At 71.1% G+C, this 22197-nt stretch carries 17 protein-coding genes; 11 read left to right on the top strand and 6 right to left on the bottom strand.

The features are described 5' to 3' along the window. Positions 1 to 35 precede the first annotated feature (35 nt). On the top strand, positions 36 to 1154 hold the full coding sequence (locus ACX9GQ_RS04825) for a M20 family metallopeptidase (protein WP_459628401.1): 1119 nt from the start codon (positions 36 to 38) through the stop codon (positions 1152 to 1154). Between the two features lie 3 nt (positions 1155 to 1157). On the opposite strand, the gene ACX9GQ_RS04830 is transcribed toward ACX9GQ_RS04825, so the two are convergent. Further along, positions 1158 to 1787 (bottom strand): MarC family protein, encoded by a 630-nt coding sequence (locus ACX9GQ_RS04830; protein WP_459628402.1) that lies wholly within the window; start codon positions 1785 to 1787, stop codon positions 1158 to 1160. A gap of 136 nt (positions 1788 to 1923) precedes the next feature. On the opposite strand from ACX9GQ_RS04830, the gene ACX9GQ_RS04835 reads away from it, so the two are divergent. Together ACX9GQ_RS04835 and gyrA are read left to right on the top strand one after the other, a co-directional pair. Further along, positions 1924 to 2319 carry a DUF2306 domain-containing protein gene (locus ACX9GQ_RS04835; RefSeq protein WP_459628403.1) on the top strand — a complete coding sequence of 132 codons (396 nt, stop codon included), beginning with the start codon at positions 1924 to 1926 and terminating at the stop codon, positions 2317 to 2319. A gap of 136 nt (positions 2320 to 2455) precedes the next feature. Next, a complete protein-coding gene (gene gyrA, locus ACX9GQ_RS04840; RefSeq protein ID WP_459628404.1) occupies positions 2456 to 5236 on the top strand; it encodes a DNA gyrase subunit A in 2781 nt (926 codons plus the stop codon). A gap of 693 nt (positions 5237 to 5929) precedes the next feature. Here the strand turns inward: gyrA and ACX9GQ_RS04845 are convergent. After that, positions 5930 to 7717: a potassium/proton antiporter gene (locus ACX9GQ_RS04845; protein WP_459628405.1), complete on the bottom strand. Its 1788-nt coding sequence runs from the start codon at positions 7715 to 7717 to the stop codon at positions 5930 to 5932. 148 nt (positions 7718 to 7865) lie between these two features. On the opposite strand from ACX9GQ_RS04845, the gene coaD reads away from it, so the two are divergent. The 7 genes from coaD to mfd all read left to right on the top strand — a co-directional run bounded on the left by coaD (position 7866) and on the right by mfd (position 16580). Beyond that, positions 7866 to 8384: a pantetheine-phosphate adenylyltransferase gene (gene coaD, locus ACX9GQ_RS04850; RefSeq protein ID WP_459628406.1), complete on the top strand. Its 519-nt coding sequence runs from the start codon at positions 7866 to 7868 to the stop codon at positions 8382 to 8384. 32 nt (positions 8385 to 8416) lie between these two features. Continuing rightward, a complete protein-coding gene (locus tag ACX9GQ_RS04855; RefSeq protein ID WP_459628407.1) occupies positions 8417 to 8980 on the top strand; it encodes a peptidylprolyl isomerase in 564 nt (187 codons plus the stop codon). 16 nt (positions 8981 to 8996) lie between these two features. Next, a complete protein-coding gene (locus ACX9GQ_RS04860) occupies positions 8997 to 9464 on the top strand; it encodes a peptidylprolyl isomerase (protein WP_459628408.1) in 468 nt (155 codons plus the stop codon). A gap of 573 nt (positions 9465 to 10037) precedes the next feature. Beyond that, the gene (gene queA, locus ACX9GQ_RS04865; protein ID WP_459628409.1) at positions 10038 to 11129 is read left to right on the top strand and encodes a tRNA preQ1(34) S-adenosylmethionine ribosyltransferase-isomerase QueA; all 1092 of its coding nucleotides are present in this window, start codon (positions 10038 to 10040) and stop codon (positions 11127 to 11129) included. After that, complete coding sequence (gene tgt / locus ACX9GQ_RS04870; RefSeq protein ID WP_459628410.1) at positions 11126 to 12259, top strand: tRNA guanosine(34) transglycosylase Tgt; 1134 nt, start codon at positions 11126 to 11128, stop codon at positions 12257 to 12259. Before queA ends, tgt begins: the two co-directional genes overlap by 4 nt. A 437-nt stretch (positions 12260 to 12696) precedes the next feature. After that, positions 12697 to 12993 (top strand): FAD assembly factor SdhE, encoded by a 297-nt coding sequence (locus tag ACX9GQ_RS04875; RefSeq protein WP_459628411.1) that lies wholly within the window; start codon positions 12697 to 12699, stop codon positions 12991 to 12993. A 32-nt stretch (positions 12994 to 13025) separates the two neighbouring features. Further along, positions 13026 to 16580 carry a transcription-repair coupling factor gene (gene mfd, locus ACX9GQ_RS04880; RefSeq protein ID WP_459628412.1) on the top strand — a complete coding sequence of 1185 codons (3555 nt, stop codon included), beginning with the start codon at positions 13026 to 13028 and terminating at the stop codon, positions 16578 to 16580. 52 nt (positions 16581 to 16632) lie between these two features. On the opposite strand, the gene ACX9GQ_RS04885 is transcribed toward mfd, so the two are convergent. Genes ACX9GQ_RS04885 through ACX9GQ_RS04895 form a run of 3 tightly spaced genes read right to left on the bottom strand, consistent with a single transcriptional unit; the run spans position 16633 to position 20438 of the window. After that, complete coding sequence (locus ACX9GQ_RS04885) at positions 16633 to 17307, bottom strand: DsbA family oxidoreductase (RefSeq protein ID WP_459628413.1); 675 nt, start codon at positions 17305 to 17307, stop codon at positions 16633 to 16635. A gap of 28 nt (positions 17308 to 17335) precedes the next feature. Then, positions 17336 to 18589: a hypothetical protein gene (locus tag ACX9GQ_RS04890; protein WP_459628414.1), complete on the bottom strand. Its 1254-nt coding sequence runs from the start codon at positions 18587 to 18589 to the stop codon at positions 17336 to 17338. Positions 18590 to 18635: 46 nt separating this feature from the next. Then, positions 18636 to 20438: an extracellular solute-binding protein gene (locus tag ACX9GQ_RS04895; protein WP_459628415.1), complete on the bottom strand. Its 1803-nt coding sequence runs from the start codon at positions 20436 to 20438 to the stop codon at positions 18636 to 18638. A 241-nt stretch (positions 20439 to 20679) separates the two neighbouring features. On the opposite strand from ACX9GQ_RS04895, the gene ACX9GQ_RS04900 reads away from it, so the two are divergent. Continuing rightward, positions 20680 to 21471 carry an invasion associated locus B family protein gene (locus ACX9GQ_RS04900; protein WP_459628416.1) on the top strand — a complete coding sequence of 264 codons (792 nt, stop codon included), beginning with the start codon at positions 20680 to 20682 and terminating at the stop codon, positions 21469 to 21471. A 351-nt stretch (positions 21472 to 21822) separates the two neighbouring features. On the opposite strand, the gene hspQ is transcribed toward ACX9GQ_RS04900, so the two are convergent. Continuing rightward, on the bottom strand, positions 21823 to 22152 hold the full coding sequence (hspQ, locus tag ACX9GQ_RS04905) for a heat shock protein HspQ (protein WP_459628417.1): 330 nt from the start codon (positions 22150 to 22152) through the stop codon (positions 21823 to 21825). Positions 22153 to 22197 lie beyond the last annotated feature (45 nt).

A 22197-nucleotide genomic window follows, 5' to 3' on the forward strand; every position in this document is an offset into this window, starting at 1 on the left:
GGCCCCCTCGAATCCCCTTGCCGCCGGAGTGCCCGATGCCCCATCCCGATCTCGACGCCATGCTGGCCGGCATCGTCCGCTGGGTGGAAATCGAGAGCCCGACGAGCGACAGGGACGCCGTGAACCGCATGGTCGACGCCGTCGCGGCGGACGCGGCGGCGCCCGGCATCGGCATCGAGCGCATCCCCGGGCGCGACGGCCTCGGCGACGTGCTGGTGCTGCGCGCGGGGCCCCGCAATGGCCGGCCGGGCCCGCTGGTGATGTCGCACATCGATACCGTGCACCCGGTCGGCACGCTTGCGCGCGACCTGCCCGTGCGCCGGGACGGGGACCGGCTCTACGGGCCGGGGGTCTACGACATGAAGGGCGGCGCCTTCATGGGCCTCACGGCCTTCCGCGCCGCTGCGGCGTCGGGCCGGTCGCCGGTGCCGCTGACCTGGCTCGTCACGCCGGACGAGGAGATCGGCTCGCCGACGACCCGCGAGATCATCGAGCAACTGGGGCGCGAGGCGTCGCGCGTGCTGGTGACGGAGCCGGCGCGCGACGGCGGGCGCTGCGTCACCGGCCGCAAGGGGGTGGGGCGGTTCGACGTGCGGGTCGAGGGCCGGCCGGCGCACGCGGGCTCGCGCCATGCCGACGGCCGCAGCGCCATCCGCGAGGCGGCGCGGCAGATCCTCGCGGTCGAGGGTCTCACCGACTATGCGAGCGGCGTCACCACGACCGTCGGCCTCATGTCGGGCGGCACGGCCGCCAACGTGATCCCGCAGCACGCGCAGTTCGCGGTCGACCTGCGCGTGACGTCGGTCGCGGACGGCGAGCGCCTGTCGGCAACCATCCTCGGGCTCAGGCCCGTCCATCCGGACGTCCGTGTCACGGTGACGGGCGGCATGAACCGCCCGCCCTACGAGAAGTCGCCGGCCGTGGCGGCGCTGCTGGCGGAGGCGCAGGCCCATGCCCGCGACCTCGGCTTCGCGCTGGAGGACGTGCCGATGACCGGCGGGGGAAGCGACGGCAACTTCACCGCGGCGCTCGGCGTGCCGACGCTGGACGGGCTCGGCATCGACGGCGACGGCGCCCACACGCTGCACGAGCATGGGTTCGTTTCGTCGATCGTGCCGCGGACGCTGCTGATGGAGCGCCTGCTTCTGCCGTGACGCTCAGGCGGCGATGATCGCCTTCACGCCGTCGGCCACGAACTGCACGGCCAGCGCCGCGAGGATGACGCCGAGGAGGCGCGTCAGCACCACGTTGCCCGTGATGCCCAGCCACTTCGAGATGCGGCCGGCGGCCAGGAAGACCGCGAGGCACGACACCATCACCGCGATGATGACGGCCATCAGGATGCCGAGCTTCACCGGGTCGCCCTGGGCGCGTCCCGCCAGCAGGATCGTGGCCGTGATGGCGCCGGGGCCGGCCATCAGCGGGATGGCGAGGGGGAAGGCCGCGACGTTGCGGATGTGATCGATCGTCACCGCCTGCTCGGCGTGCTCGGTCTTCCGCTCGTTGCGGCGGGCGAAGACCATCTCGAAGGCGATCCAGAACAGCAGCAGGCCGCCGGCGATCCGGAACGCCGGCAGCGTGATGCCGAGCGCGGTGAGGAGCTGCGCCCCTGCGATCCCCGACGCCGCCATGATCAGCCCCGCAATGACGACGGCCCGCTTCGCCACCTGCCGGCGCGCGTCGTCGGACATGCCGGGCGTGATGCCGAGGAAGATCGGCGCGAGCCCCGGCGGGTCGACCGTGACCATGAGCGTGACGAGGGCGGAGGTGAGGTAGTCCGTGAGCATGATCCGGTCCGGGGGCGGGAAGGGCCGGCGAGGGCGGCGGCGGGGGACTCTGCCGTTGCAGAACCTCGGCCGGGGGTGTAGGGAGGTCAATGTAAATTCAATTCACATCTTCGAACCCGCACCGAAAGCCGCCGGAATGACGCTCGCGCCGTTGCTCTCTGCCTCGCCGGTCATCCAGGGGCATGCCTTCGCGGCGCTCGGCGCCCTGGCGCTCTCGGCGCACCAGTTCCTGGGGCGGCCGGGAACGCCGGTCCACCGCGCCGTCGGCATGGTGTGGGTGGCGCTGATGGCGGCCACCGCCCTGTCCTCGTTCTGGATCCACGACCTGCGCATGCTGGGGCCGTTCAGCGTCATCCACCTGCTGTCGGTGTTCGTGCTGACGCAGCTGGTGCGGGGCGTGCTCGCGGCGCGGGCCGGACGCATCGAGGAGCACCGGCGCACGATGCGCGGCCTGTTCCTCTACGGGCTTGTGGTCGCTGGGCTTTTCACCCTGCTGCCGGGGCGGATCATGCATGCCGTCGTGGCGGGCTGAGGCGGACCATCCCGGCCTGTCCACAACCCATTGAAAAAGCGACGGAAAAAAGCCATCCACAGGGGTGCTGCGGGGTGGCTTCCGGGAGCGGAATCGGGTAAGGACGACGCACCTCGAACGTCCATGGACGAATCAGTTGGCCGACGACGACAAGACGACGCCTCCCGGCTCCGGTGAGGGGCAGGACATCCGCCCCGTCTCGATCACCGACGAGATGAAGCGCAGCTACCTCGACTACGCGATGAGCGTGATCGTGAGCCGCGCGCTGCCGGACGCCCGCGACGGCCTCAAGCCGGTGCACCGGCGCATCCTCTACTCGATGAACGAGAACGGGTACTTCCCGGACCGGCCGTACCGCAAGTCGGCGCGCGTGGTCGGCGACGTCATCGGCAAGTACCACCCGCACGGCGACCAGTCGATCTACGACGCGCTGGTGCGCATGGCGCAGGACTTCTCGATGCGCCTGCCGCTGGCCGACGGCCAGGGCAACTTCGGCTCTGTCGACGGCGATCCCGCGGCGGCCATGCGCTACACCGAGGTGCGCCTCGCCAAGCCCGCGATGGCCTTGCTCGAGGACCTCGACAAGGACACGGTCGACTTCCAGCCCAACTACGACGGCTCCGAGAAGGAGCCGACCGTCCTGCCGGCGCGCTTCCCGAACCTGCTGGTCAACGGGGCGGGCGGCATCGCCGTCGGCATGGCGACCAACGTGCCGCCGCACAACCTCGGCGAGGTTGTGGACGCCTGCATCGCCTATGTCGACGATCCGGGCCTCACCATCGAGCAGCTGATGGAGCACGTGCCGGGGCCGGACTTCCCGACCGGCGGCAGCATCATCGGCAAGGGCGGCATCCGCAACGCCTACACGACGGGCCGCGGCTCGATCATCATGCGGGCCAAGACGAGCGTCGAGCAGATCCGCAAGGACCGCGAGGCGATCATCGTCACCGAGATCCCCTACCAGGTGAACAAGGCGACGCTGATCGAGAAGATCGCGGAGCTGGTTCGCGAGAAGCGGATCGAGGGCATCTCGGACCTGCGCGACGAATCCGACCGCGACGGCATGCGCATCGTCATCGAGATCAAGCGCGACGCCATGGCCGACGTGGTGCTGAACCAGCTGTGGCGCTACACGGCGCTGCAGACGAGCTTCGGCGCCAACATGGTCGCGCTCAACGGCGGCCGGCCCGAGACGATGAACCTGAAGGACCTCATCCGGGCCTTCGTGGAGTTCCGCGAGGAGGTCGTCAGCCGCCGCACGCGCTTCCTGCTCGGCAAGGCGCGCGACCGGGCCCACGTGCTGGTGGGCCTCGCCATCGCGGTCGCCAACATCGACGAGGTGATCCACACGATCCGCTCCTCGCCGGACGCCAATGCCGCACGCGAGGCCCTGATGGCGCGCGACTGGCCGGCGAAGGACGTGGCGCCGCTGATCGCGCTCATCGACGACCCGCTGCACAGGGTGGCCGAGGACGACACCTACCGCCTCTCGGAGGCGCAGGCCCGTGCCATCCTCGACCTGCGCCTGCAGCGCCTCACCGCCCTGGGGCGGGACGAGATCGCCGACGAGCTCAACAAGCTCGCCGCCGAGATCGCGGACTACCTCGACATCCTGCGCTCGCGCGTGCGGATCCTCGGCATCGTCAAGACCGAGCTCGCCGAGGTGAAGGCGGCGCACGCGACGCCGCGGCGCACGATCATCACCGAGTGGGACAGCGACGTCGACGACGAGGACCTGATCCAGCGCGAGGACATGGTCGTCACGGTCTCGCACGCCGGCTACATCAAGCGCGTGCCGCTCTCGACCTACCGGGCGCAGCGGCGCGGCGGCAAGGGCCGCTCGGGCATGTCGACGCGCGACGAGGATTTCGTCGCCCGGCTGTTCGTCGCGTCCACCCATGCGCCGGTGCTGTTCTTCTCGTCGCACGGGCAGGTCTACAAGGAGAAGGTGTGGCGGCTGCCGCTGTCGGCGCCGCAGGCGCGCGGCAAGGCGCTCATCAACATGCTGCCGCTGGAGGCGGGCGAGCGCATCACCACCATCATGCCGCTGCCGGAGGACGAGGCGGCGTGGGAGACGCTCGACGTCATGTTCGCCACGGCGACGGGCAGCGTGCGGCGCAACAAGCTGTCGGACTTCGTCAACGTCAACAAGGCCGGCAAGATCGCCATGAAGCTCGACGAGGGCGACAGCATCGTCGACGTGCAGATCTGCACGGCCGAGGACGACGTGCTGCTGACCACGGCGCTCGGCCAGTGCATCCGCTTCTGCGTCGACGACGTGCGCGTCTTCAAGGGCCGCGACTCGACCGGCGTGCGGGGAATCTCGCTGGCGTCGGGCGACACGATCATCTCGATGGCGATCCTGCGCCACGTCGACGCCACCCCGGACGAGCGCGCCGCCTATCTGCGCATGCGCCGTGCCGTCCAGGGCGAGGGGATCGGCGAGGAGGCCGGCGTGCCGGAGGCCGAGGATGCGGAGGCCTCGGTCGAGGCCGCGGCGGACGACGCCACGCTGTCGCAGGAGCGCTACAGCGAGCTCTCCGCCCGCGAGCAGGTGGTGCTGACCATCTCGCAGAACGGCTACGGCAAGCGCACCTCCGCCTATGAGATCCGCGTCACCAACCGGGGCGGCAAGGGCATCGTCGCGATGGCGATGAACGACCGCAACGGGCCGCTGGTGGGCGCGTTCCCGGTGGAGGAGACGGACCAGATCATGCTCGTCACCGACGGCGGGCAACTGATCCGCTGCCCCGTCGCGGGCATCCGCGTCGCGGGCCGGAACACGCAGGGCGTCATCGTCTTCAAGACGGACGGCGAGAAGGTCGTCTCGGTCGAGCGCATCAGCGACGAGGGCGAGGACGAGGGCGATGCCGGCGACGGCGAGGGAGCCGCCGGGACGGAGGTCGCGCCCGAGTAAGCGGCAACGCCCCTGCGGAGTGGCAGGCCGGACGATGCATGCTTGACAGCGCATGCGATGCGAGGCAAATATTCCTCGTCTCGCGAGCGTCCGAAACCGGATCGGGTGGTGCGGGACCGGATCGCGAAGCATGGGCCCGTGCTTCGTCCCGACGGCGGAAGATGGGTTGTGACGACGCCCTGACGCCATCCTGACCGACGCCCGCCGCGCGTGGCGGACGACCGGAACCCAGGCCCGACCGCGGACCGCGCCGACGAGCGCGGGTCCGCGGACAAGGCCGGCGCGGGAGGCGGTCCACGCCTTCCCACCTTTCCACCCGCATCCCGGACCGCGTCCCGCGTCCGTGCCTACCTCGCCAGCGGAGCCCGACACGGGCGGCCGATGGCCTCGCGCGTCGCGCTTCGTGTGTCCCCGTGCGCGCACGCCTTGCCGTCGTGTCTGCGCCGCACCGGCCCTGCCGAACTTGCCGCGCCGTCGCTCATCACCATTGCTCCAAACCGTCCGCCGTCATCCCCGGCGGTCCGCGCAGCGGACCGGGAAGGGGATCCAGCGTCGGGTGCGATCCTATGGACCCCCTTCCCGCGCCTGCGGCGCACCAGGGATGGCGGCGGGGCGGGGAGCGATGTGCGGCGGGCACCAGTATGGCCTTGGCGGCTGCCGGAACCGGGGCCGCGGGCCAGGCTTTGGCCCTGTTCACGCGGGCGACAGCAGCCCCTTTAGCCTGGCCCTGATGGCCGCCAGCCCGGTGGGAGGCGGGCCTTCGTCGTCCTCGGGCGTCGCCTCCAGCAGAAGGCCGGCGAGGCGGACGCGGTCGTCGGCGACGTCGTGGGCGATGAGGATGGCGTCGCCGAAGTCCAGCCGGTCGCCTTCCTGCGGGGCGCCGTCGAGCCGGTCGGCGAAGAGGTCGGCGATCGACATGCCGCGCTCCTCGGCGTCGATCTCCAGCCCGTAGAGGTCGGCCACGGCGCCGGCGCTGAGGCCGGCGTCGAACGGGAACTCGGGAACGGCGTCGGGCGCCGGAATGGTACCGTCGACCGCGAAGAAGCGGTCGAGGCGGGCGAGGCGCTGCGTCGGGGCCAGGAAGTAGCCGTAGTCGCCCTCCTTGAGCGGCCCGGCCTCGGCGGGCTCCAGGATGCTCTCGTTGCGGATGACGAGCACCGGCTTCACCCAGCGCGGCAGGGCGCGGTGGCGGGTCGCGGGGCTGGGGTCGACGAGCGGGTAGCCCACGAGCTCGGCGTCCAGCTGGCCGGGGAGGTCGATGTCGATGCGCTTCACCTCGGGCGCGCTGTCGCGCAGCGCCACCCCGGTGCGCCGCGCGGCATAGCCGATGGTCCAGCCCTGGACGACGAGCGAGACGACCACCACGACGAAGGCGACGTTGAAGAAGATCTCCGCGTTCGGCAGGCCCGCCAGCGTCGGGATGGTCGCGAGGAAGATGGAGACGCCGCCGCGCAGGCCCACCCAGGAGACGAAGGTCATCTCCCGGCGCGAGAAGCGGAACGGGATCAGGCACATGAAGACCGCGAAGGGCCGCCCGACCAGCATCAGGAACACGGCGATGGCGATCGCCGGCGCCAGCACCGGCACGATCTTGGACGGCGTGACGAGCAGGCCCAGCAGGGTGAACAGGATGATCTGGCAGAGCCAGGTCGCGGTGTCGTGGAAGGTGATGATCGAGCCGTAGGCGCGGATCGGCCGGTTGCCCAGCACGAGGCCGGCGACGTAGGCGGCGAGGAAGCCGCTGCCGTCGAGCGACTGGGCGAGGGCGAACATCACCACCGCCGCCGTGACGACGAAGGCCGGATGCAGGCCGGTGGGCAGGGTGAGCCGGTTGAGGGCCGACACCAGCGCGAAGCCGCCGGCGACGCCGACCGCGACGCCGATGGTGACCGCCCGCAGGATGGCGGCGACGACGTGGCCCCAGTCCTCGCCGGGCATGCCGAGGGCGATCTCCACCAGCACCAGCGTCAGCAGCACGGCCACGGGGTCGTTGGTGCTCGATTCGACCTCCAGGGTGGCGCCGACGCGCCGGCGCAGCTGCAGGCCGCCCGTGCGCAGCAGGAAGAAGACCACGGCGGCGTCGGTGGAGGCGACGATGGCGCCGATGAGCAGGCCCTGCACCACGTTGAGCTTGAGCAGCATCATCGCGACGAGGCCTGTCGCCGCCGCCGTGGCGAGCACGCCGACGGTCGCGAGGGTTCCCGCAGGCCCGATGGCCGAGCGCACCGTGGCCGAGCGGGTGCGCAGGCCGCCGTCGAACAGGATGATCGCCAGCGCGGCCGAGCCGATGATGTAGGTCAGGCGGTAGTCGCTGAAGAGCACGCCGCCCAGGCCGTCCTCGCCCGCCAGCATGCCGATGCCCAGGAAGACGAGCAGGATGGGCACGCCGAAGCGCGAGGCGGCGAGGCTCGACAGGATGCCGACGAGGGCAAGGGCCGAGCCGAACAGGAGCGTCAGGTGGGCATGCAGCAGTTCCAGCATGCCGCCAGTATTCGGGTGCTAGCCGCACGCCGCAACCGCCCGCAGGCCACATGAAGCGAGGGCTTGCGCTTTTTCCCGCCCGCATTTGCGGATTGCATCGTCCACCGCCTCGCTTGCGGGGGCCTCGGGCACCCTGTAATCACGCGCCATGGTTTCACCGCGCGCGCCCCGCACCGCCTTCTACGCCGGCTCGTTCGATCCGCTGACGAACGGGCACGTCGACGTCATCCGGCAGGGGCTGCGGCTGTTCGACCGCGTCGTCGTCGCCATCGGGGTGCATCCGGGCAAGACGCCGGTGTTCTCGGCCGAGGAACGCGCGGAGATGATCATGGCCGAGTGCGGCGCGATCGCCGCCGGCGCCGGCTCGGCGGTCGAGGTGACGACCTTCGCCGACCTCGCCGTGGACGCGGCGCGGCGGGCGGGCGCGACGGCGCTGCTGCGCGGCCTGCGCGACGGCACCGACCTCGACTACGAGATGCAGCTCGCCGGCATGAACGGCACCATGGCCCCCGACGTGCTGACGGTGTTCTGCCCCGCGTCCCCCGCGGTCCGCCCCATCACGGCCACGCTCGTGCGGCAGATCGCGGCGATGGGTGGCGACGTCACCCCCTTCGTCCCCGCCGGGGTCGCGGCGCGCCTTGCGGCGCGTGCGGCGAAGCCGCGGTGAGGCCACCTCGAACGACCTGAACGGGAGGATCCATGCTTCGTACCCTGGCCCTTGCCACGCTGGCCCTCGCGGCCGTGCTCGTCGCCGGCCTTTCGCCCGGCCACGCCCAGCAGCCGCCGCTCGACCCCGAGAACACGCTGGTGCTGACGCTGAAGGACGGCAAGGTGATGATCCGCCTGCGTCCGGACCTCGCGCCCAAGCACGTCGAGCAGGTGAAGACGCTGGTGCGCCGCGGCTTCTACGACGGCATCGTGTTCCACCGCGTCATCCCCGGCTTCATGGCGCAGACGGGCGATCCCAAGGGCGACGGCACCGGCGGCTCGGACATGCCCAACATCCCGGCGGAGTTCACGCCGCAGCCGTTCCAGCGCGGCACGCTGGGCATGGCGCGGTCGAGCTCGCCGAACTCGGCCAACTCGCAGTTCTTCATCTGCTTCGACGCGGCGCCACACCTGACCGGCAACTACACCGCCTTCGGGCAGGTGGTGTCGGGCATGGAGTTCGTCGACAAGATCAAGAAGGGCGATGGCCCCAACGGACAGGTGCGGGGTCCGGACAAGATCGTCTCCCTGCGCGTACTCGCCGACGTGAAGTGATCGAAAGGATCCGGACGTGACCTCGACAGACGACAACACCCTCGTGCTCGAAACCACCCAGGGGCGCGTGGTCATCCAGCTGCGGCCGGACCTCGCCCCCGGGCACGTCGCGCGCATCAAGCAGCTCGTGTCGGAAGGCTTCTATGACGGGGTGGTGTTCCACCGCGTGATCGACGGCTTCATGGCCCAGGGCGGCGACCCGACCGGCACCGGGATGGGCGGCTCGAAGTACCCGAACCTCAAGGCCGAGTTCAACGCGGAGCCGCACGTGCGCGGCGTCTGCTCGATGGCCCGCTCGCAGAACCCCGACTCGGCGAACTCGCAGTTCTTCATCTGCTTCGACGACGCCCGCTTCCTCGACCGCCAGTACACGGTGTGGGGCAAGGTCGTCGAAGGCATGGAGAACGTCGACAAGTTCAAGCGCGGCGAGCCCGTGCGCGATCCCGACCGCATCGTCAAGGCAAGCCTCGGCGCCGCCGCCTGACACGCCACGCCGCTTCGGCGGAAACGATTTCGGCCGGATCGGTCTCCCGATCCGGCCGTTTTCGTTGTCGCCCTGACCCTCGAAATGAATGGCCTGAAATGAGGCTCCGGAGTGCAATCTCCGTCTTCACGCCGTCCTTATGGCACGCACCGTCGAGGGTGTAACGCTTTGCTCAAGGTTGAGGCAAAACGGTGGTATCGGCGATCGCGGGATTTTCGCGGCATCGGGCGTTAAGCCGCATTCATCATGAGCCCCCACAGCAAACGGCCGGCTTGGGGAGCCGGCCGCCGCAGTTCGGGAAAATGATACTGAAAACTGATTCTGAAACGGGACGTCATGCCTCAATGGCGGGGTTGAGTATTCGCCGTTTCCACTCCGGATCAATTCGGATTCGATGCAACGGCTCCGGACATTCTGCGTTGATCGGGCAATATACAACTGCTGGTTAGTTGCTCTGGACTTTCCGCCTCATAGGGCGCGTGCATCCGACGGGAGGGCACGCTTGCCGGTTGCGGGCGCCGCGGTTGCAATCCCGGCGGAGCCCCGCCATACCGGCGACCCGCGGAGACCATCATGCGCGTCGACCTGTTCGATTTCGACCTGCCGGAGGAGCGGATCGCCCTGCGGCCCGTGGAGCCACGGGACCGGGCCCGCCTGCTCGTCGTGCCGGCGGCGCCGGCGCCGATGGCGGACCGGATCGTCGCCGACCTTCCGGACTGCCTTTCCCCGGGCGACGTCCTCGTCGTCAACGACACGAGGGTGATCCCGGCCCGGCTCGACGGGGTGAGGGTGCGCGGCGAGACGCAGGTGCGGGTCGAGGCGCTGCTGCACCAGCGCGAGGCGCCCGACCGCTGGCGCGCCTTCGCCCGGCCGGGCAAGCGCCTCGCCCCCGGCGACCGCATCCGCTTCGGCGCGACGAGCGACATGGCCTGCAGCCTGGGCGAGCTCGACGCCACCATCGAGGCCAAAGGGGAGGGCGGCGAGATCACGCTGCGCTTCGACCTCTCCGGACCGCTGCTCGACGAGGCCATCGCCCGGCTCGGCCACATGCCGCTGCCGCCCTACATCGCCAGCCGCCGCCCCGAGGACGAGCGCGACCGGCTGGACTACCAGACGGTCTACGCCCGGCACGAGGGCTCGGTGGCTGCTCCGACGGCGGGCCTCCACTTCACGCCCGAACTCCTCGCAAGGCTCGAGGCCGCCGGCATTCCCACCGTCCGCGTCACGCTGCACGTGGGGGCAGGGACCTTCCTGCCGGTGAAGGCGGACGACACGGCCGAGCACCGGATGCATGCCGAGTGGGGCGAGATCGGCGCTGAGGCGGCGGCGACGCTGGACGCCGTGCGTCGCCGGGGAGGGCGCATCGTCGCCGTCGGGACCACGTCGCTTCGCCTGCTGGAGAGCGCCGTCGGGGAGGATGGCCGCTTCGCGCCGTGGCAGGGCTCGACCTCGATCTTCATCACGCCGGGCTACCGCTTCCGGGCGGTGGACGTGCTGATGACCAATTTCCACCTGCCGCGGTCGACGCTGTTCATGCTGGTCAGCGCCTTCAGCGGGCTCGAGCGGATGAAGGCGGCCTATGCGCACGCCATCGCGTCGGGCTACCGGTTCTACTCCTATGGCGACGCGTCCCTGCTGTTCCGGGCGCCGGAGACCGACGCATGACGACCCCCGACACCTTCGTCTTCACCGTCAGTGGCACGGACGGGCGCGCCCGCACCGGCGAGATCAGCATGCCGCGGGGCGTCATCCGCACGCCCGCCTTCATGCCGGTGGGCACCGCCGGCACGGTGAAGGCGATGTACGCCGACCAGGTGAAGGCGCTCGGCGCCGACGTCGTGCTCGGCAACACCTACCACCTGATGCTGCGCCCCGGCGCCGAGCGCATCGCCCGCCTCGGCGGCCTCCACGCCTTCATGCGCTGGCCCTACCCGATCCTCACCGATTCCGGAGGATTCCAGGTGATGTCCTTGGCGCAGCTCAGGAAAATGGACGAGCAGGGCGTCACCTTCCAGTCGCACATCGACGGGTCGAAGCACGTGCTCACGCCCGAGCGGTCGGTCGAGATCCAGGGGCTGCTCGGGTCCGACATCCAGATGCAGCTCGACGAATGCGTGAAGCTGCCGTGCAGCGACGAGGAGGCCGAGCGGGCCATGGAGCTGTCGCTGCGCTGGGCGCAGCGCAGCAAGGCCGCCTTCGGCGACCAGCCGGGCAAGGCGCTGTTCGGCATCGTGCAGGGCGGCGCGGTCGAGGCGCTGCGCATCCGCAGCGCCCGGGCGCTCGTCGACATGGACTTCAAGGGCTACTCCATCGGCGGGCTTGCCGTGGGCGAGCCGCAGGATGTGATGCTGGCGATGATCGACGTCGTCGAGCCGCACCTGCCGGCCGCCAAGCCGCGCTACCTGATGGGGGTGGGCACGCCCGACGACATCGTCGAGTCGGTGCGCCGGGGCGTCGACATGTTCGACTGCGTGATGCCGACGCGGGCGGGGCGGCACGGGCTCGCCTATACGCGGTTCGGCAAGATCAACCTGCGCAACGCACGCCATGCCGACGATCCGCGCCCGCTCGACCCGGAGTCGACGTGCCCGGCGGCGCGCGACTACAGCCGCGCCTACCTTCACCACCTCGTCAAGGCGGGCGAGATCCTCGGCATGATGCTGCTGACGTGGGTGAACCTCGCCTACTACCAGGACCTCATGGCCGGCCTGCGCCGCGCCATCTCCGAGAAGCGCTTCGACGCCCATGTCGAGGCGGTGAAGGAGGGCTGGGCCCGAGGCGACGCGGAGGGGTGAGGCACCCAGCGGGCTGGACCCCCTTCCCGCGCCTTCGAACCGCCGGGGGTGATCGGGGAGGGCGCGATGGTGCCGTTCCCCTTCGCCCCGCCTGCGGGGAGAAGGTGGCGCGAAGCGCCGGATGAGGGGCGGTGGCGGGCAACAGGCCGCGGCCGCACGCCGAGCTTGCTGTGGTCGCGCTCCCGAGGACTGCACCCGATACCCCCGGCAGCCCCTCATCCCCCTCCGCTGCGCTCCGGGACCTTCTCCCCGCATGCGGGGAGAAGGGGGCGACGGGCATCGCGGGTTGTCGTCGTTCGCACGATGGCGCCGCGTGCCCGCGCCCATGCCCGGGGCGCGACGCAGGTCTACCTGACAGCGGCGGCGGGGGCCGCTATATACGCGGCCTGGCGGCTGCGGCCGGCCCGAGAAGAGACCTCGTCCCCGGAGACCCGTCCATGACCGGCACGCGGCGCAGCAGCGCGGACCTCGACGTTCGCCGGCGGCGGATCCTGTTCCGCTCGTGGCACCGGGGCATCCGCGAGATGGACCTGATCATGGGCCAGTTCGCCGACGCCCACATCGCCGACCTCAGCGAGGCCGAGCTCGACGTCTACGAGCAGCTTATCGAGGTTCCCGACCGCGACCTCTTCGCCTGGCTCACCGACGCGGCGCCCGTGCCGGAGAACTACGACACGGACGTCTACCGCAAGGTGAAGTCGTTCCATACCCACATGGCGCCGATCCATATCTGAGGCGCGGGGGCGCGCGCCCCCGCCACGACCGCATGGCCAAGACCAATCCAGCCGCCCGCGCCGCCGACCTGCTGCGTCGGCGCGACAGCTTCACGCTCTCCTCGGTGCCGGACGGCGTCGACGCGATGGTGCTCGCCGACCTTGCCCGCGCCAGTGCGCGGGAGGGCGGGGAGGCTCCCGCCGCGGTCGTGTTCGTCGCCCGCGACGGGCAGCGCCTGCAACTGATGGAGAACGGCCTCGCCTTCGTGGCGCCGGACCTCGAGGTGCTGTCGATCCCGAGCTGGGACTGCCAGCCCTACGACCGCGTCTCCCCGAACGCCGCCATCGCCTCGCGGCGCATGACGGCGCTGGCGCGGCTCGCGCGCTCGCGCTCCGGCGAGGAGAAGCCGCGGGTGGTGCTCACCACCGTCAACGCGCTGCTGCAGCGGGTGCCGCGGCGGGCCAAGGTGGCCGGCGAGACGTTCTCGGCGGCGCCCGGCAACATGGTCGACACGCGCGACCTCGCCGCCTGGCTGGAGAACAACGGCTTCCTGCGCACCTCGACCGTGCGCGAGACGGGCGAGTACGCCGTGCGCGGCGGCATCGTCGACCTCTACGCGCCCGGCCTGCCGGCGCCCGTGCGCCTCGACTTCTTCGGCGACACGCTGGAGTCGATCCGCGCCTTCGACCCCGAGACCCAGCGCACGACGGGACAGCTGCGCGCGCTCGACCTCGTGCCGATGAGCGAGGTGCAGCTGACGACGGAGACGATCCGCCGCTTCCGGCAGGCCTACGTCACGCTGTTCGGCGCCGCGACGCGCGACGACACGCTCTACGAGGCAGTGAGCGAGGGGCGCCGGCATCCGGGGCTCGAGCACTGGCTTCCGCTGTTCCACGACGGGCTCGACACGCTGATCGACTATTTCGGCAGCGCGCCCGTCGCGCTCGACGCGCGGGTCGACGAAGCGGCGGGCGAGCGCCTGTCGCAGGTGCAGGACTACTACGAGGCGCGCAAGGCGGCGCTGGAGCGCACGGGCGCGGGGCAGGGGGCGCCCTATAAGCCGCTTCAGCCCGATGCGCTCTACCTCACGGCGAACGAGCTCAACGAGCGGCTCGCGACCGCCACGGTGGTGCGGTTCACGCCCTTCGCGCAGCCGGAGACGGCCGGGCGTGCCGTCATCGACGTCGGCGGGCGGCAGGGCCGCAGCTTCGCGGCGGAGCGGGCGCACGAGGGCGAGAGCGGGGCTGCCAACGTCTTCGACGCGGCCGTCACCCACATCCGCGCCCTGCAGGGGCAGGGCAAGCGGGTCGTCGTGGCATCGTGGTCCGAGGGCTCGCGCGAGCGCCTCTCCCACGTGCTGGCCGACCACGGCCTCAAGGGCGCGGTGCCGGTGGCGCAGCTCGCCCACGCGCAGGCGCAGCCGCGCAACGTCGCCACGCTGGCGATCTGGGGGCTGGAGACCGGTTTCGAGACCGAGGACTGGGCCGTCGTCGGCGAGCAGGACATCCTCGGCGACCGGCTGGTGCGCCGCACCCGCCGGGCCAAGCGCCCGCAGGACGTGATCGGCGAGGTCGGCAGCCTGACGCAGGGCGACCTCGTGGTGCATGTCGACCACGGCATCGGCCGGTTCGTGGGGCTCAAGACCATCGACGCCGCCGGGGCGCCGCACGACTGCCTCGAGCTGCACTATGCGGGCGGCGACAAGCTGTTCCTGCCGGTCGAGAACATCGAGCTCCTGTCGCGCTACGGCTCGGAGGACACCGAGGTCGCGCTCGACAAGCTCGGCGGCGGCGCCTGGCAGGCCCGCAAGGCCAAGCTCAAGCAGCGCATCCGCGAGATGGCGCACGCGCTCATCAAGGTGGCGGCGGCCCGCGCACTGCAGGATGCGCCGCGCTTCGTGCCGTCGGAGGGGCTCTACGACGAGTTCTGCGCCCGCTTCCCCTACGACGAGACCGAGGACCAGCAGAACGCCATCGATTCCGTGCTGTCCGACCTGTCGCAGGGCAAGCCGATGGACCGGCTGGTGTGCGGCGACGTCGGCTTCGGCAAGACGGAGGTGGCGCTGCGCGCGGCCTTCGCCGTGGCGCTCCAGGGCCGGCAGGTGGCGGTCGTCGTGCCGACGACGCTGCTCGCCCGCCAGCACTACAAGACGTTTTCCGAACGCTTCCACGGCCTGCCGGTGCGCGTGAGCCAGCTGTCGCGGTTCGTTCCGGCGGCGGAACAGAAGGCGGTGAAGGCGGGCCTCGCCGACGGCACGGTCGACATCGTCGTCGGCACGCACGCGCTGCTCGGCAAGGGGATCGCCTTCAAGGACCTCGCCCTGCTGATCGTCGACGAGGAGCAGCACTTCGGCGTCGGCCACAAGGAGCGGCTGAAGGAGCTGCGCGCCGAGATCCACGTGCTCACCCTGTCGGCGACGCCGATCCCGCGGACGCTGCAACTCGCCCTCACCGGCGTGCGCGAGCTGTCGATCATCGCGACGCCGCCGGTGGACCGCCTCGCCGTGCGCACCTTCGTGACGCCGTTCGACCCGCTGATCATCCGCGAGGCGCTGCTGCGCGAACGGTTCCGCGGCGGGCAGAGCTTCTACGTGTGCCCGCGCGTCGAGGACATCGCGGAGGCCCGCGCCTTCCTCGCCGCAGAGGTGCCGGAGGCGAAGGTCGCCGTGGCGCACGGCCAGATGGCCGCGACCGAGCTCGAGGACGTCATGACGGCGTTCTACGAGGGCAAGTACGACATCCTGCTGTCGACGGCGATCGTGGAGTCGGGCCTCGACATCCCCTCCGCCAACACGCTCGTGGTGCACAGGGCCGACATGTTCGGCCTCGGCCAGCTCTACCAGCTGCGCGGGCGCGTCGGCCGCGGCAAGACCCGCGCCTACGCGCTCTTCACCGTGCCGGCCAACCGGCAGCTGACGGCGCAGGCCGAGCGGCGGCTCAAGGTGCTGCAGTCGCTCGACACGCTGGGCGCGGGCTTCCAGCTCGCCAGCCACGACCTCGACATCCGCGGCGCCGGCAACCTGCTCGGCGACGAGCAGTCGGGCCACATCAAGGAGGTGGGCTACGAGCTCTACCAGCAGATGCTGGAGGAGGCCGTGGCGCAGCTGAAGGCCGGTATCTCGGACGAGGACGCGCGCGACGACCACTGGTCGCCGTCGATCACCATCGGCACGCCGGTGATGATCCCCGAGCACTACGTGCAGGACCTCCACCTACGGCTCGGCCTCTACAAGCGGCTGTCGATGCTCGACACCGACGCGGAGATCCAGGGCATCGCGGCCGAGCTCATCGACCGCTTCGGGCCGCTGCCTGAGGAGGTCGAGCAACTGCTCGACATCGTCGCGATCAAGGCGCTTTGCCGCCGCGCGAACGTCGACAAGGTGGATGCGGGCCCCAAGGGCGTCATCGTCTCCTTCCGCGACAACGCCTTCGCCAATCCGGAGGGGCTGGTGCGGTTCATCGGGCAGCAGGGCTCGCTCGCCAAGGTACGCCCCGACATGCGGATCGTGTTCGTGCGCGATTTCGACGAGCCGCGCGACCGGCTGAAGGGCACGGCCGTGATCCTGCGCGACCTCGCCGGCCTCGCCGAGAAGAAGAAGGCCGCCTGACAAGGGCGGCCTCGAACGTCTCCCGGCGCCGGCCTCCGCGCGCTGGTGGCGGTTAGGCCTGCGCCTCGGCCGCGGCCTGGTCCATGATGTCGGCCAGCACCTCGGGCGCCTCGGCGCCGGAGACGGCGTAGCGGCCGGCGATGATGAAGAACGGCACGCCCTGGATGCCGGCACGCTGCACGGCGGCGAGTTCGACGTCGATGTCCTGCGAGAGGTCGTCGCCGTCCAGCAAGGCCGCGGCGGTGTCGCGGTCGAGGCCGGCGTCGGCGGCGCAGTCGGCGAGGACCGCCTTGTCGCCGATGTCGCGACCCTGCTCGAAGTAGGCGCGGAAGAGGCCCTCCGCGAGGGCGTTCTGCACGCCCTCGATGGCGCCCCAGCGCAGCAGGCGGTGGGCGTCGCGCGTGTTGGGCGACCGCGAGATCGCGCCGAACGCGAAATCGATCCCCACCTCCGAGCCGATGGCCTCGAGCCGCTGGTGGATTTCGGCGAGGCGCCCGCCGGTGCCGAACTTGCGCTCCATGTACTCGCGCCGGTCCATGCCGCCGGCCGGGATGGTCGGGTCGAGCTGGAAGGGGTGCCAGCGCACGGCGACCGGGCGGCCGGGGCGGCTCGCGATGGCCTGCTCCAGCCGCCGCTTGCCGACGAAGCACCACGGGCAGACCACGTCGGAGACGACGTCGACCACGAGCGGGGTCGTTGCCGGGTCGGTCCTGGCGGGGTCGGTCATGGCAGTCTCCCGGACGTGCAGGCCGCGGTCAGGCGGCGGAGACGGCCACGATGCGCCGGCGCTGGTCCGTCCGGCAAGCGAAACCGCTGGCCGCGGCGCCGGCCGGCCGGTCCAGGGTGGCGAGCCGCGTGGCGACGGCCGGGCCGGCGAAGTAGAGCTGCCCGCCGGGCCCCGTCTCGACCCGGCTGACGACGCCGCCGCGCTGATCGGGGATCATGTCCTCGCCGAGCGCGAGCGCGACGCGCCCCTCCGCGTCGCGGACCGCCATCAGCACGGCATGGTCCGCACAGGACAGCACGTCGACGATGCGCTCGCCGGAGACCGCGATGGGCATGTCGAGGCGCACGGGCGGCCGGTGCAGCAGCACGACGGAGCGGTCCTTCATCAGGCCGGCGTCGCGCATCATGCGTTCAAGGCTGCCCGGCACCACGACGTGGCCGCCGCCCATGCCGTCGAGCGCGTCGAGGAAGGCGCGGCTCGAGAACTGCGGCACCTGCCACAGCGTGCCGCCGGTCAGCAGCGCCGGGACGAAGCCGGTGGCAAGGCCCGCGAGGCTGGTCGGCGCGATGGTGGTGAGGATCGATTCGGACGGGTTGATCCCGGCGCGAAGCACGAGCCACAGCCCGGCGGCGACGAGACCCTCCTGCTCGTGCCGGTAGATGTCGAGCCCCTCCGTCCCGGCCCGGACGGTGAGGACGGGCGGCTGGTCGCGCCGTCCCGCGCGGGGCGCGGTGAAGCCGGCGTCGGGCGCGGAGCCCAGCACCGGGGACACGGGCAGGACGCCGGCGGGAAGACGCTCGCCGAAGCCCATCACCGGCGTCGTGCGCGGCCAGCCGGAGGCGGCCGTGCGCCAGCGCTCGGCGGGCCGCAGGCTCCCGTGCGCGGCGACCGTCACCACTGCGGCGAGCGGAAGCCGCTCGGCCAGCGCATCGTAGTGAACGGGATCGAGGTCGACCGGCACGAGGCAGGGCGTGAGGCCCGCGCGGAGCGCCGCCAGCAGCGCGACCGGCGTCTCGACGACGCCGGGGAGGGCGATGGCGACGACGCCTTCGGACAGGCCGAGGTCGCCGAACTGCTCGCACAGGCGCTGCACGGCCCGCTCTGCTGCGGCGAAGGTGATGCTGCGCTGGCCCGACGCGTCGACCTGCCGGCCGGCGGTGGCGCCCGGCTGGGACTGCACGGAGAGCGAGAACAGGTCGAGCAGCGTGACGCCGCTCCACGGCGCGGCCGACGCGGATGCGGCATCGCTGGTCGAGACGGCTGCGGATTGGGCCTCGGTCACCAACGGCTCCGGACGGCAGGGCGCGGACGGCGGCATTGTGGCCGCGTCACGGCGATTCTCTCCAGAGGGTCTCCGGCTGAAATCCGAAGAGCGAGGCACGGTCGGGACGCTTCACCGCGGCGGAGCGGGCCACCCACTGCTCGGGCTGGTTGAAGAGCGGTACAACGTAGAAGCCGGAGAGCAGCACGCGGTCGAGCGCACGGGTGGCGGCGACGAAGTCCTCGCGCGACCGCGCGGCGAGCATGGCGTCGATCATCGCCTCGATGGCGGGCTCGCGGGCGCCGGCATAGTTGAGCGAGCCCTGCCGGTCGGCGGCGCGGGCGCTCCAGCGGCCGTACTGCTCGTTGCCGGGGGAGGGCGAGGCGCCCCAGGTGAACTGGATCATGTCGAAGTCGAAGGCGGACAGGCGGCGCCAGTACTGCACGTCGTCGACGAGGCGCACCTTCATCGCGATGCCGATGCGCTGCAGGGACTGGGCGAAGTTGAGCGCGAGCCGCTCCTGCACCCGGCTCGCGGCCAGGAACTCGAAGGCGAAGGGCTCGCCCGCGGCGTTGCGCAGCGCCCCGTCGCGCAGGGTCCAGCCCGCCTGTTTCAGGAGGTCGAGTGCCTGCCGTGCGAGGTCGCGGTCGCGGCCGCTGCCGTCGGCGGCGGCGGGAGCCCACCGCCCCTCGAGGATCTCCGGGCGCACCGCCCTTGCGTGCCCGGCCAGGAGCTCGCGCTCCCGCGCCGACGCGGGCTGCCCGGTGGAGGCGAGGTCGGAGCCGTGGAAGAAGCTCGTGGTGCGGGCGTAGAGGCCCTGGAACAGGTTGCGGTTGACCCAGTCGAAATCGAACAGCAGGCCGATCGCCTCGCGCACCCGCACGTCGCCGAAGATCGGCCTGCGGGTGTTGAAGACGAAGGCGTTCATGCCCTTGGGCGTGCGGATCGGGATCGGGTCGCGCACCACGCGGCCCTCCTGCACCGCGGGAAAGTCGTAGCCGGTGGTCCACCGGGTAGGGCTGTCCTCGGTGCGGATGTCGTAGAGGCCGCCCTTGAACGCCTCGAACAGGGTGTTCGCGTCGCGGAAATAGTCGAAGCGGATCTCGTCGGCGTTGTAGAGGCCGCGCGAGATCGGCAGGTCCTTTGCCCAGTAGTCGGGGTTGCGGCGGAAGGTGATGCTCTCGCCGGGGCGCACCTCGGCGACGACGTAGGGGCCGCTGCCGACGGGCGGCGTGAGGTTCGTCTCCTCGAAGCGTGCGGCGTCCGTCGCGTGCTTCGGCAGAACGGGCATCAGCGCCAGGATGAGCGGCAGCTCGCGGTCGCCGATGCCGGTGAGGTCGAAGCGGACCGTGCGCTCGTCCGGGGCCTCAGCCTTGACGACTTTCCCGTACCAGTTGCGGAAGTTGGGCTTTCCCTTCGCCTTCAGGAGGTCGAACGTGAAGAGCACGTCGGCCGAGGTGACGGGTTTGCCGTCCGAGAACTTCGCCTTCGGGTTGAGACGGAAGGTGACGGAGCTGCGGTCCTCCGGAGTCTCGATGCTCTCGGCGACGAGCCCGTAGAGGCTGAAGGGCTCGTCGTAGGAGCGGGCCATCAGCCCCTGTGTGACGAGACCCATCGGCGGCACGATTCCCTGCGCGGCGATCCCGCGGACGGAGAAGGTGTTCAGCGTGTCGAACGTGCCCTGCACGCCAAAGACGATGCGCCCGCCTTTCGGCGCGTCGGGGTTGGCGTAGGGCAGATTCGAGAATCCGGCGGGCAGGGCCGGTTCGCCGTGCATGGCGATGCCGTGCCGCGGCTCGGCGGTGGCCGGGCGCAGCGCCAGCAAGGTCAGCAGGAGGACCGCGACGATCCGCGGAAGGCGCAGGGGCATCGCCGTGTCCCGACTTGATTCGCGCGCGCGCATCTTACCATGGGCGACCGGGGCGGGCGGCGTCGCCGGCATCCGCTCGTCGAATTCGACTGGAAACCAAGCCGCCGAGCGGCTAAGAGCAAGCGCCGCGTCATCGTCCCGCCTCATTCGACCCCGAAGCAGCGGCGCTGGACGCGTCGCGGCGATACCGTCGGCCGGCGCCTCCGCCAGCCTGTCCGCCCTGCCAGAGGATTTTCCGTCCATGTCGTTCCACCGGTCGACCGCTTCGCACCTGGCCCTTGCCCTTGCGGCCGTGATGGCGGCGACGCCCGTCCTCGCCCAGACCACGCCGGCCCAGCCGCGCCCGGCCCAGCCGCGCCCCGCGCAGCCCGCCCAGCCGGCGCAGCCCGCGCAGCAGCCGGCGGCCCCGGCCCAGGCGGGCCCGACCGTGGTGCAGGTGAAGCCCGAGCCGTCCCAGCCCGACTGGGTGAAGGTGTGCGGCAAGGATCCGGGCAACGGCAAGGAGATCTGCTACACGACCCGCGACTTCGTGTCCGACCAGGGCCAGCCGGTGCTGGCGGTGGCGGTCTACGACATCAAGGGCGACCCGCAGAAGATCGTCCGCTTCCTGATGCCGCTCGGCCTGCTGCTGAACCCGGGCGTGCGCTTCGCCGTGGACAACGGCAAGTCCGAGGGCGGCAAGTACGCGATCTGCTTCCCGAACGGCTGCTTCGCCGAGTCGCAGGTCAACGACGCCATCATCAACCAGGTGAAGCGCGGCACGCTGCTGAACATCAGCGTGCAGAACCAGTTCGCCCGCGAGGTGACGTTCCAGGTGCCGCTGTCCGGCTTCGGCAAGGCCTTCGATGGCGCGCCGATCGACCCGGCCGTGCTGGAGCAGCAGCAGCGCCAGCTGCAGGAGCAGATGCAGAAGCAGGCCGAGGAGATGCGCAAGAAGCTGGAGGCCGGCGGTGGCCAGCCCGGCGCCGCACCCGCTCCCGGTGCCGCCCCGGCTCCGGCTCCCGGCGCCGCCCCGACCGCGCCGAAGCCCTGATCGGGCGGCCGGCTGCACGGCCTTGAATTCGAAGGGCCGGCTCCGCGAGGGGCTGGCCTTTTTCATGGGCGAGCCATCAGATGCGCCCTCGCCGTCATCCCCGGCCGCAGCGGCAAAGCCGCGGAGGGGAAGGGGACCCGGCGGACCCTCGCAGTCCGGCGTGCCCGACGACCATGACGGGCAGTGCGCTCCGCTCAAGGCTGGATCCCGTCCCGGCCTGCTGCGCAGGCCGACGGCGATGAGGGCAAGGGGGCGGACCCATGGAGGCTGGCTGCTGCCAGCCGAACTTCGCATCGACGGATGCCAACCCGGCAGGGCGCTTTCACGCGCTGCCCGCACCTCGGCGCGGGCTCAGTTCATCCGGCCGTTGCGGGTCTTGTAGGCGCCGTCCTCGGAGCGCACGAAGGTCTCGTCCACCTGCGGGTGGCGGATCGGCTCGCCCGAGGTGTCGGGGAGCAGGTTCTGCTCCGACACGTAGGCGATGTACTCCGTGTCCGCGTTCTCGGCGAACAGGTGGTAGAACGGCTGGTCCTTGGACGGGCGGACATTCTCCGGAATGGAGTTGTACCATTCCTCGGTGTTGTTGAACGTCGGGTCGACGTCGAAAACAACACCCCGGAACGGGTAGAAGCGGTGCTTCACCACCTGTCCGACGGAGTATTTGGCGACGCGGGACTTCATGACGGCAACAGGTACGCCTGCGTTCGAGGTGCTGTCAACGCTGCG

Source organism: Alsobacter sp. R-9, from assembly GCF_054612375.1.

Bases quoted from the DNA above. Each gene is read 5' to 3' on its own strand.
- ACX9GQ_RS04825 (WP_459628401.1), top strand. From the start codon at position 36: ATGCCCCATCCCGATCTCGACGCCATGCTGGCCGGCATCGTCCGCTGG.
- ACX9GQ_RS04830 (WP_459628402.1), bottom strand. From the start codon at position 1,787: ATGCTCACGGACTACCTCACCTCCGCCCTCGTCACGCTCATGGTCACG.
- ACX9GQ_RS04835 (WP_459628403.1), top strand. From the start codon at position 1,924: ATGACGCTCGCGCCGTTGCTCTCTGCCTCGCCGGTCATCCAGGGGCAT.
- ACX9GQ_RS04845 (WP_459628405.1), bottom strand. From the start codon at position 7,717: ATGCTGGAACTGCTGCATGCCCACCTGACGCTCCTGTTCGGCTCGGCC.
- coaD (WP_459628406.1), top strand. From the start codon at position 7,866: ATGGTTTCACCGCGCGCGCCCCGCACCGCCTTCTACGCCGGCTCGTTC.
- ACX9GQ_RS04855 (WP_459628407.1), top strand. From the start codon at position 8,417: ATGCTTCGTACCCTGGCCCTTGCCACGCTGGCCCTCGCGGCCGTGCTC.
- queA (WP_459628409.1), top strand. From the start codon at position 10,038: ATGCGCGTCGACCTGTTCGATTTCGACCTGCCGGAGGAGCGGATCGCC.
- tgt (WP_459628410.1), top strand. From the start codon at position 11,126: ATGACGACCCCCGACACCTTCGTCTTCACCGTCAGTGGCACGGACGGG.
- ACX9GQ_RS04875 (WP_459628411.1), top strand. From the start codon at position 12,697: ATGACCGGCACGCGGCGCAGCAGCGCGGACCTCGACGTTCGCCGGCGG.
- mfd (WP_459628412.1), top strand. From the start codon at position 13,026: ATGGCCAAGACCAATCCAGCCGCCCGCGCCGCCGACCTGCTGCGTCGG.
- ACX9GQ_RS04885 (WP_459628413.1), bottom strand. From the start codon at position 17,307: ATGACCGACCCCGCCAGGACCGACCCGGCAACGACCCCGCTCGTGGTC.
- ACX9GQ_RS04895 (WP_459628415.1), bottom strand. From the start codon at position 20,438: ATGCCCCTGCGCCTTCCGCGGATCGTCGCGGTCCTCCTGCTGACCTTG.
- ACX9GQ_RS04900 (WP_459628416.1), top strand. From the start codon at position 20,680: ATGTCGTTCCACCGGTCGACCGCTTCGCACCTGGCCCTTGCCCTTGCG.
- hspQ (WP_459628417.1), bottom strand. From the start codon at position 22,152: ATGAAGTCCCGCGTCGCCAAATACTCCGTCGGACAGGTGGTGAAGCAC.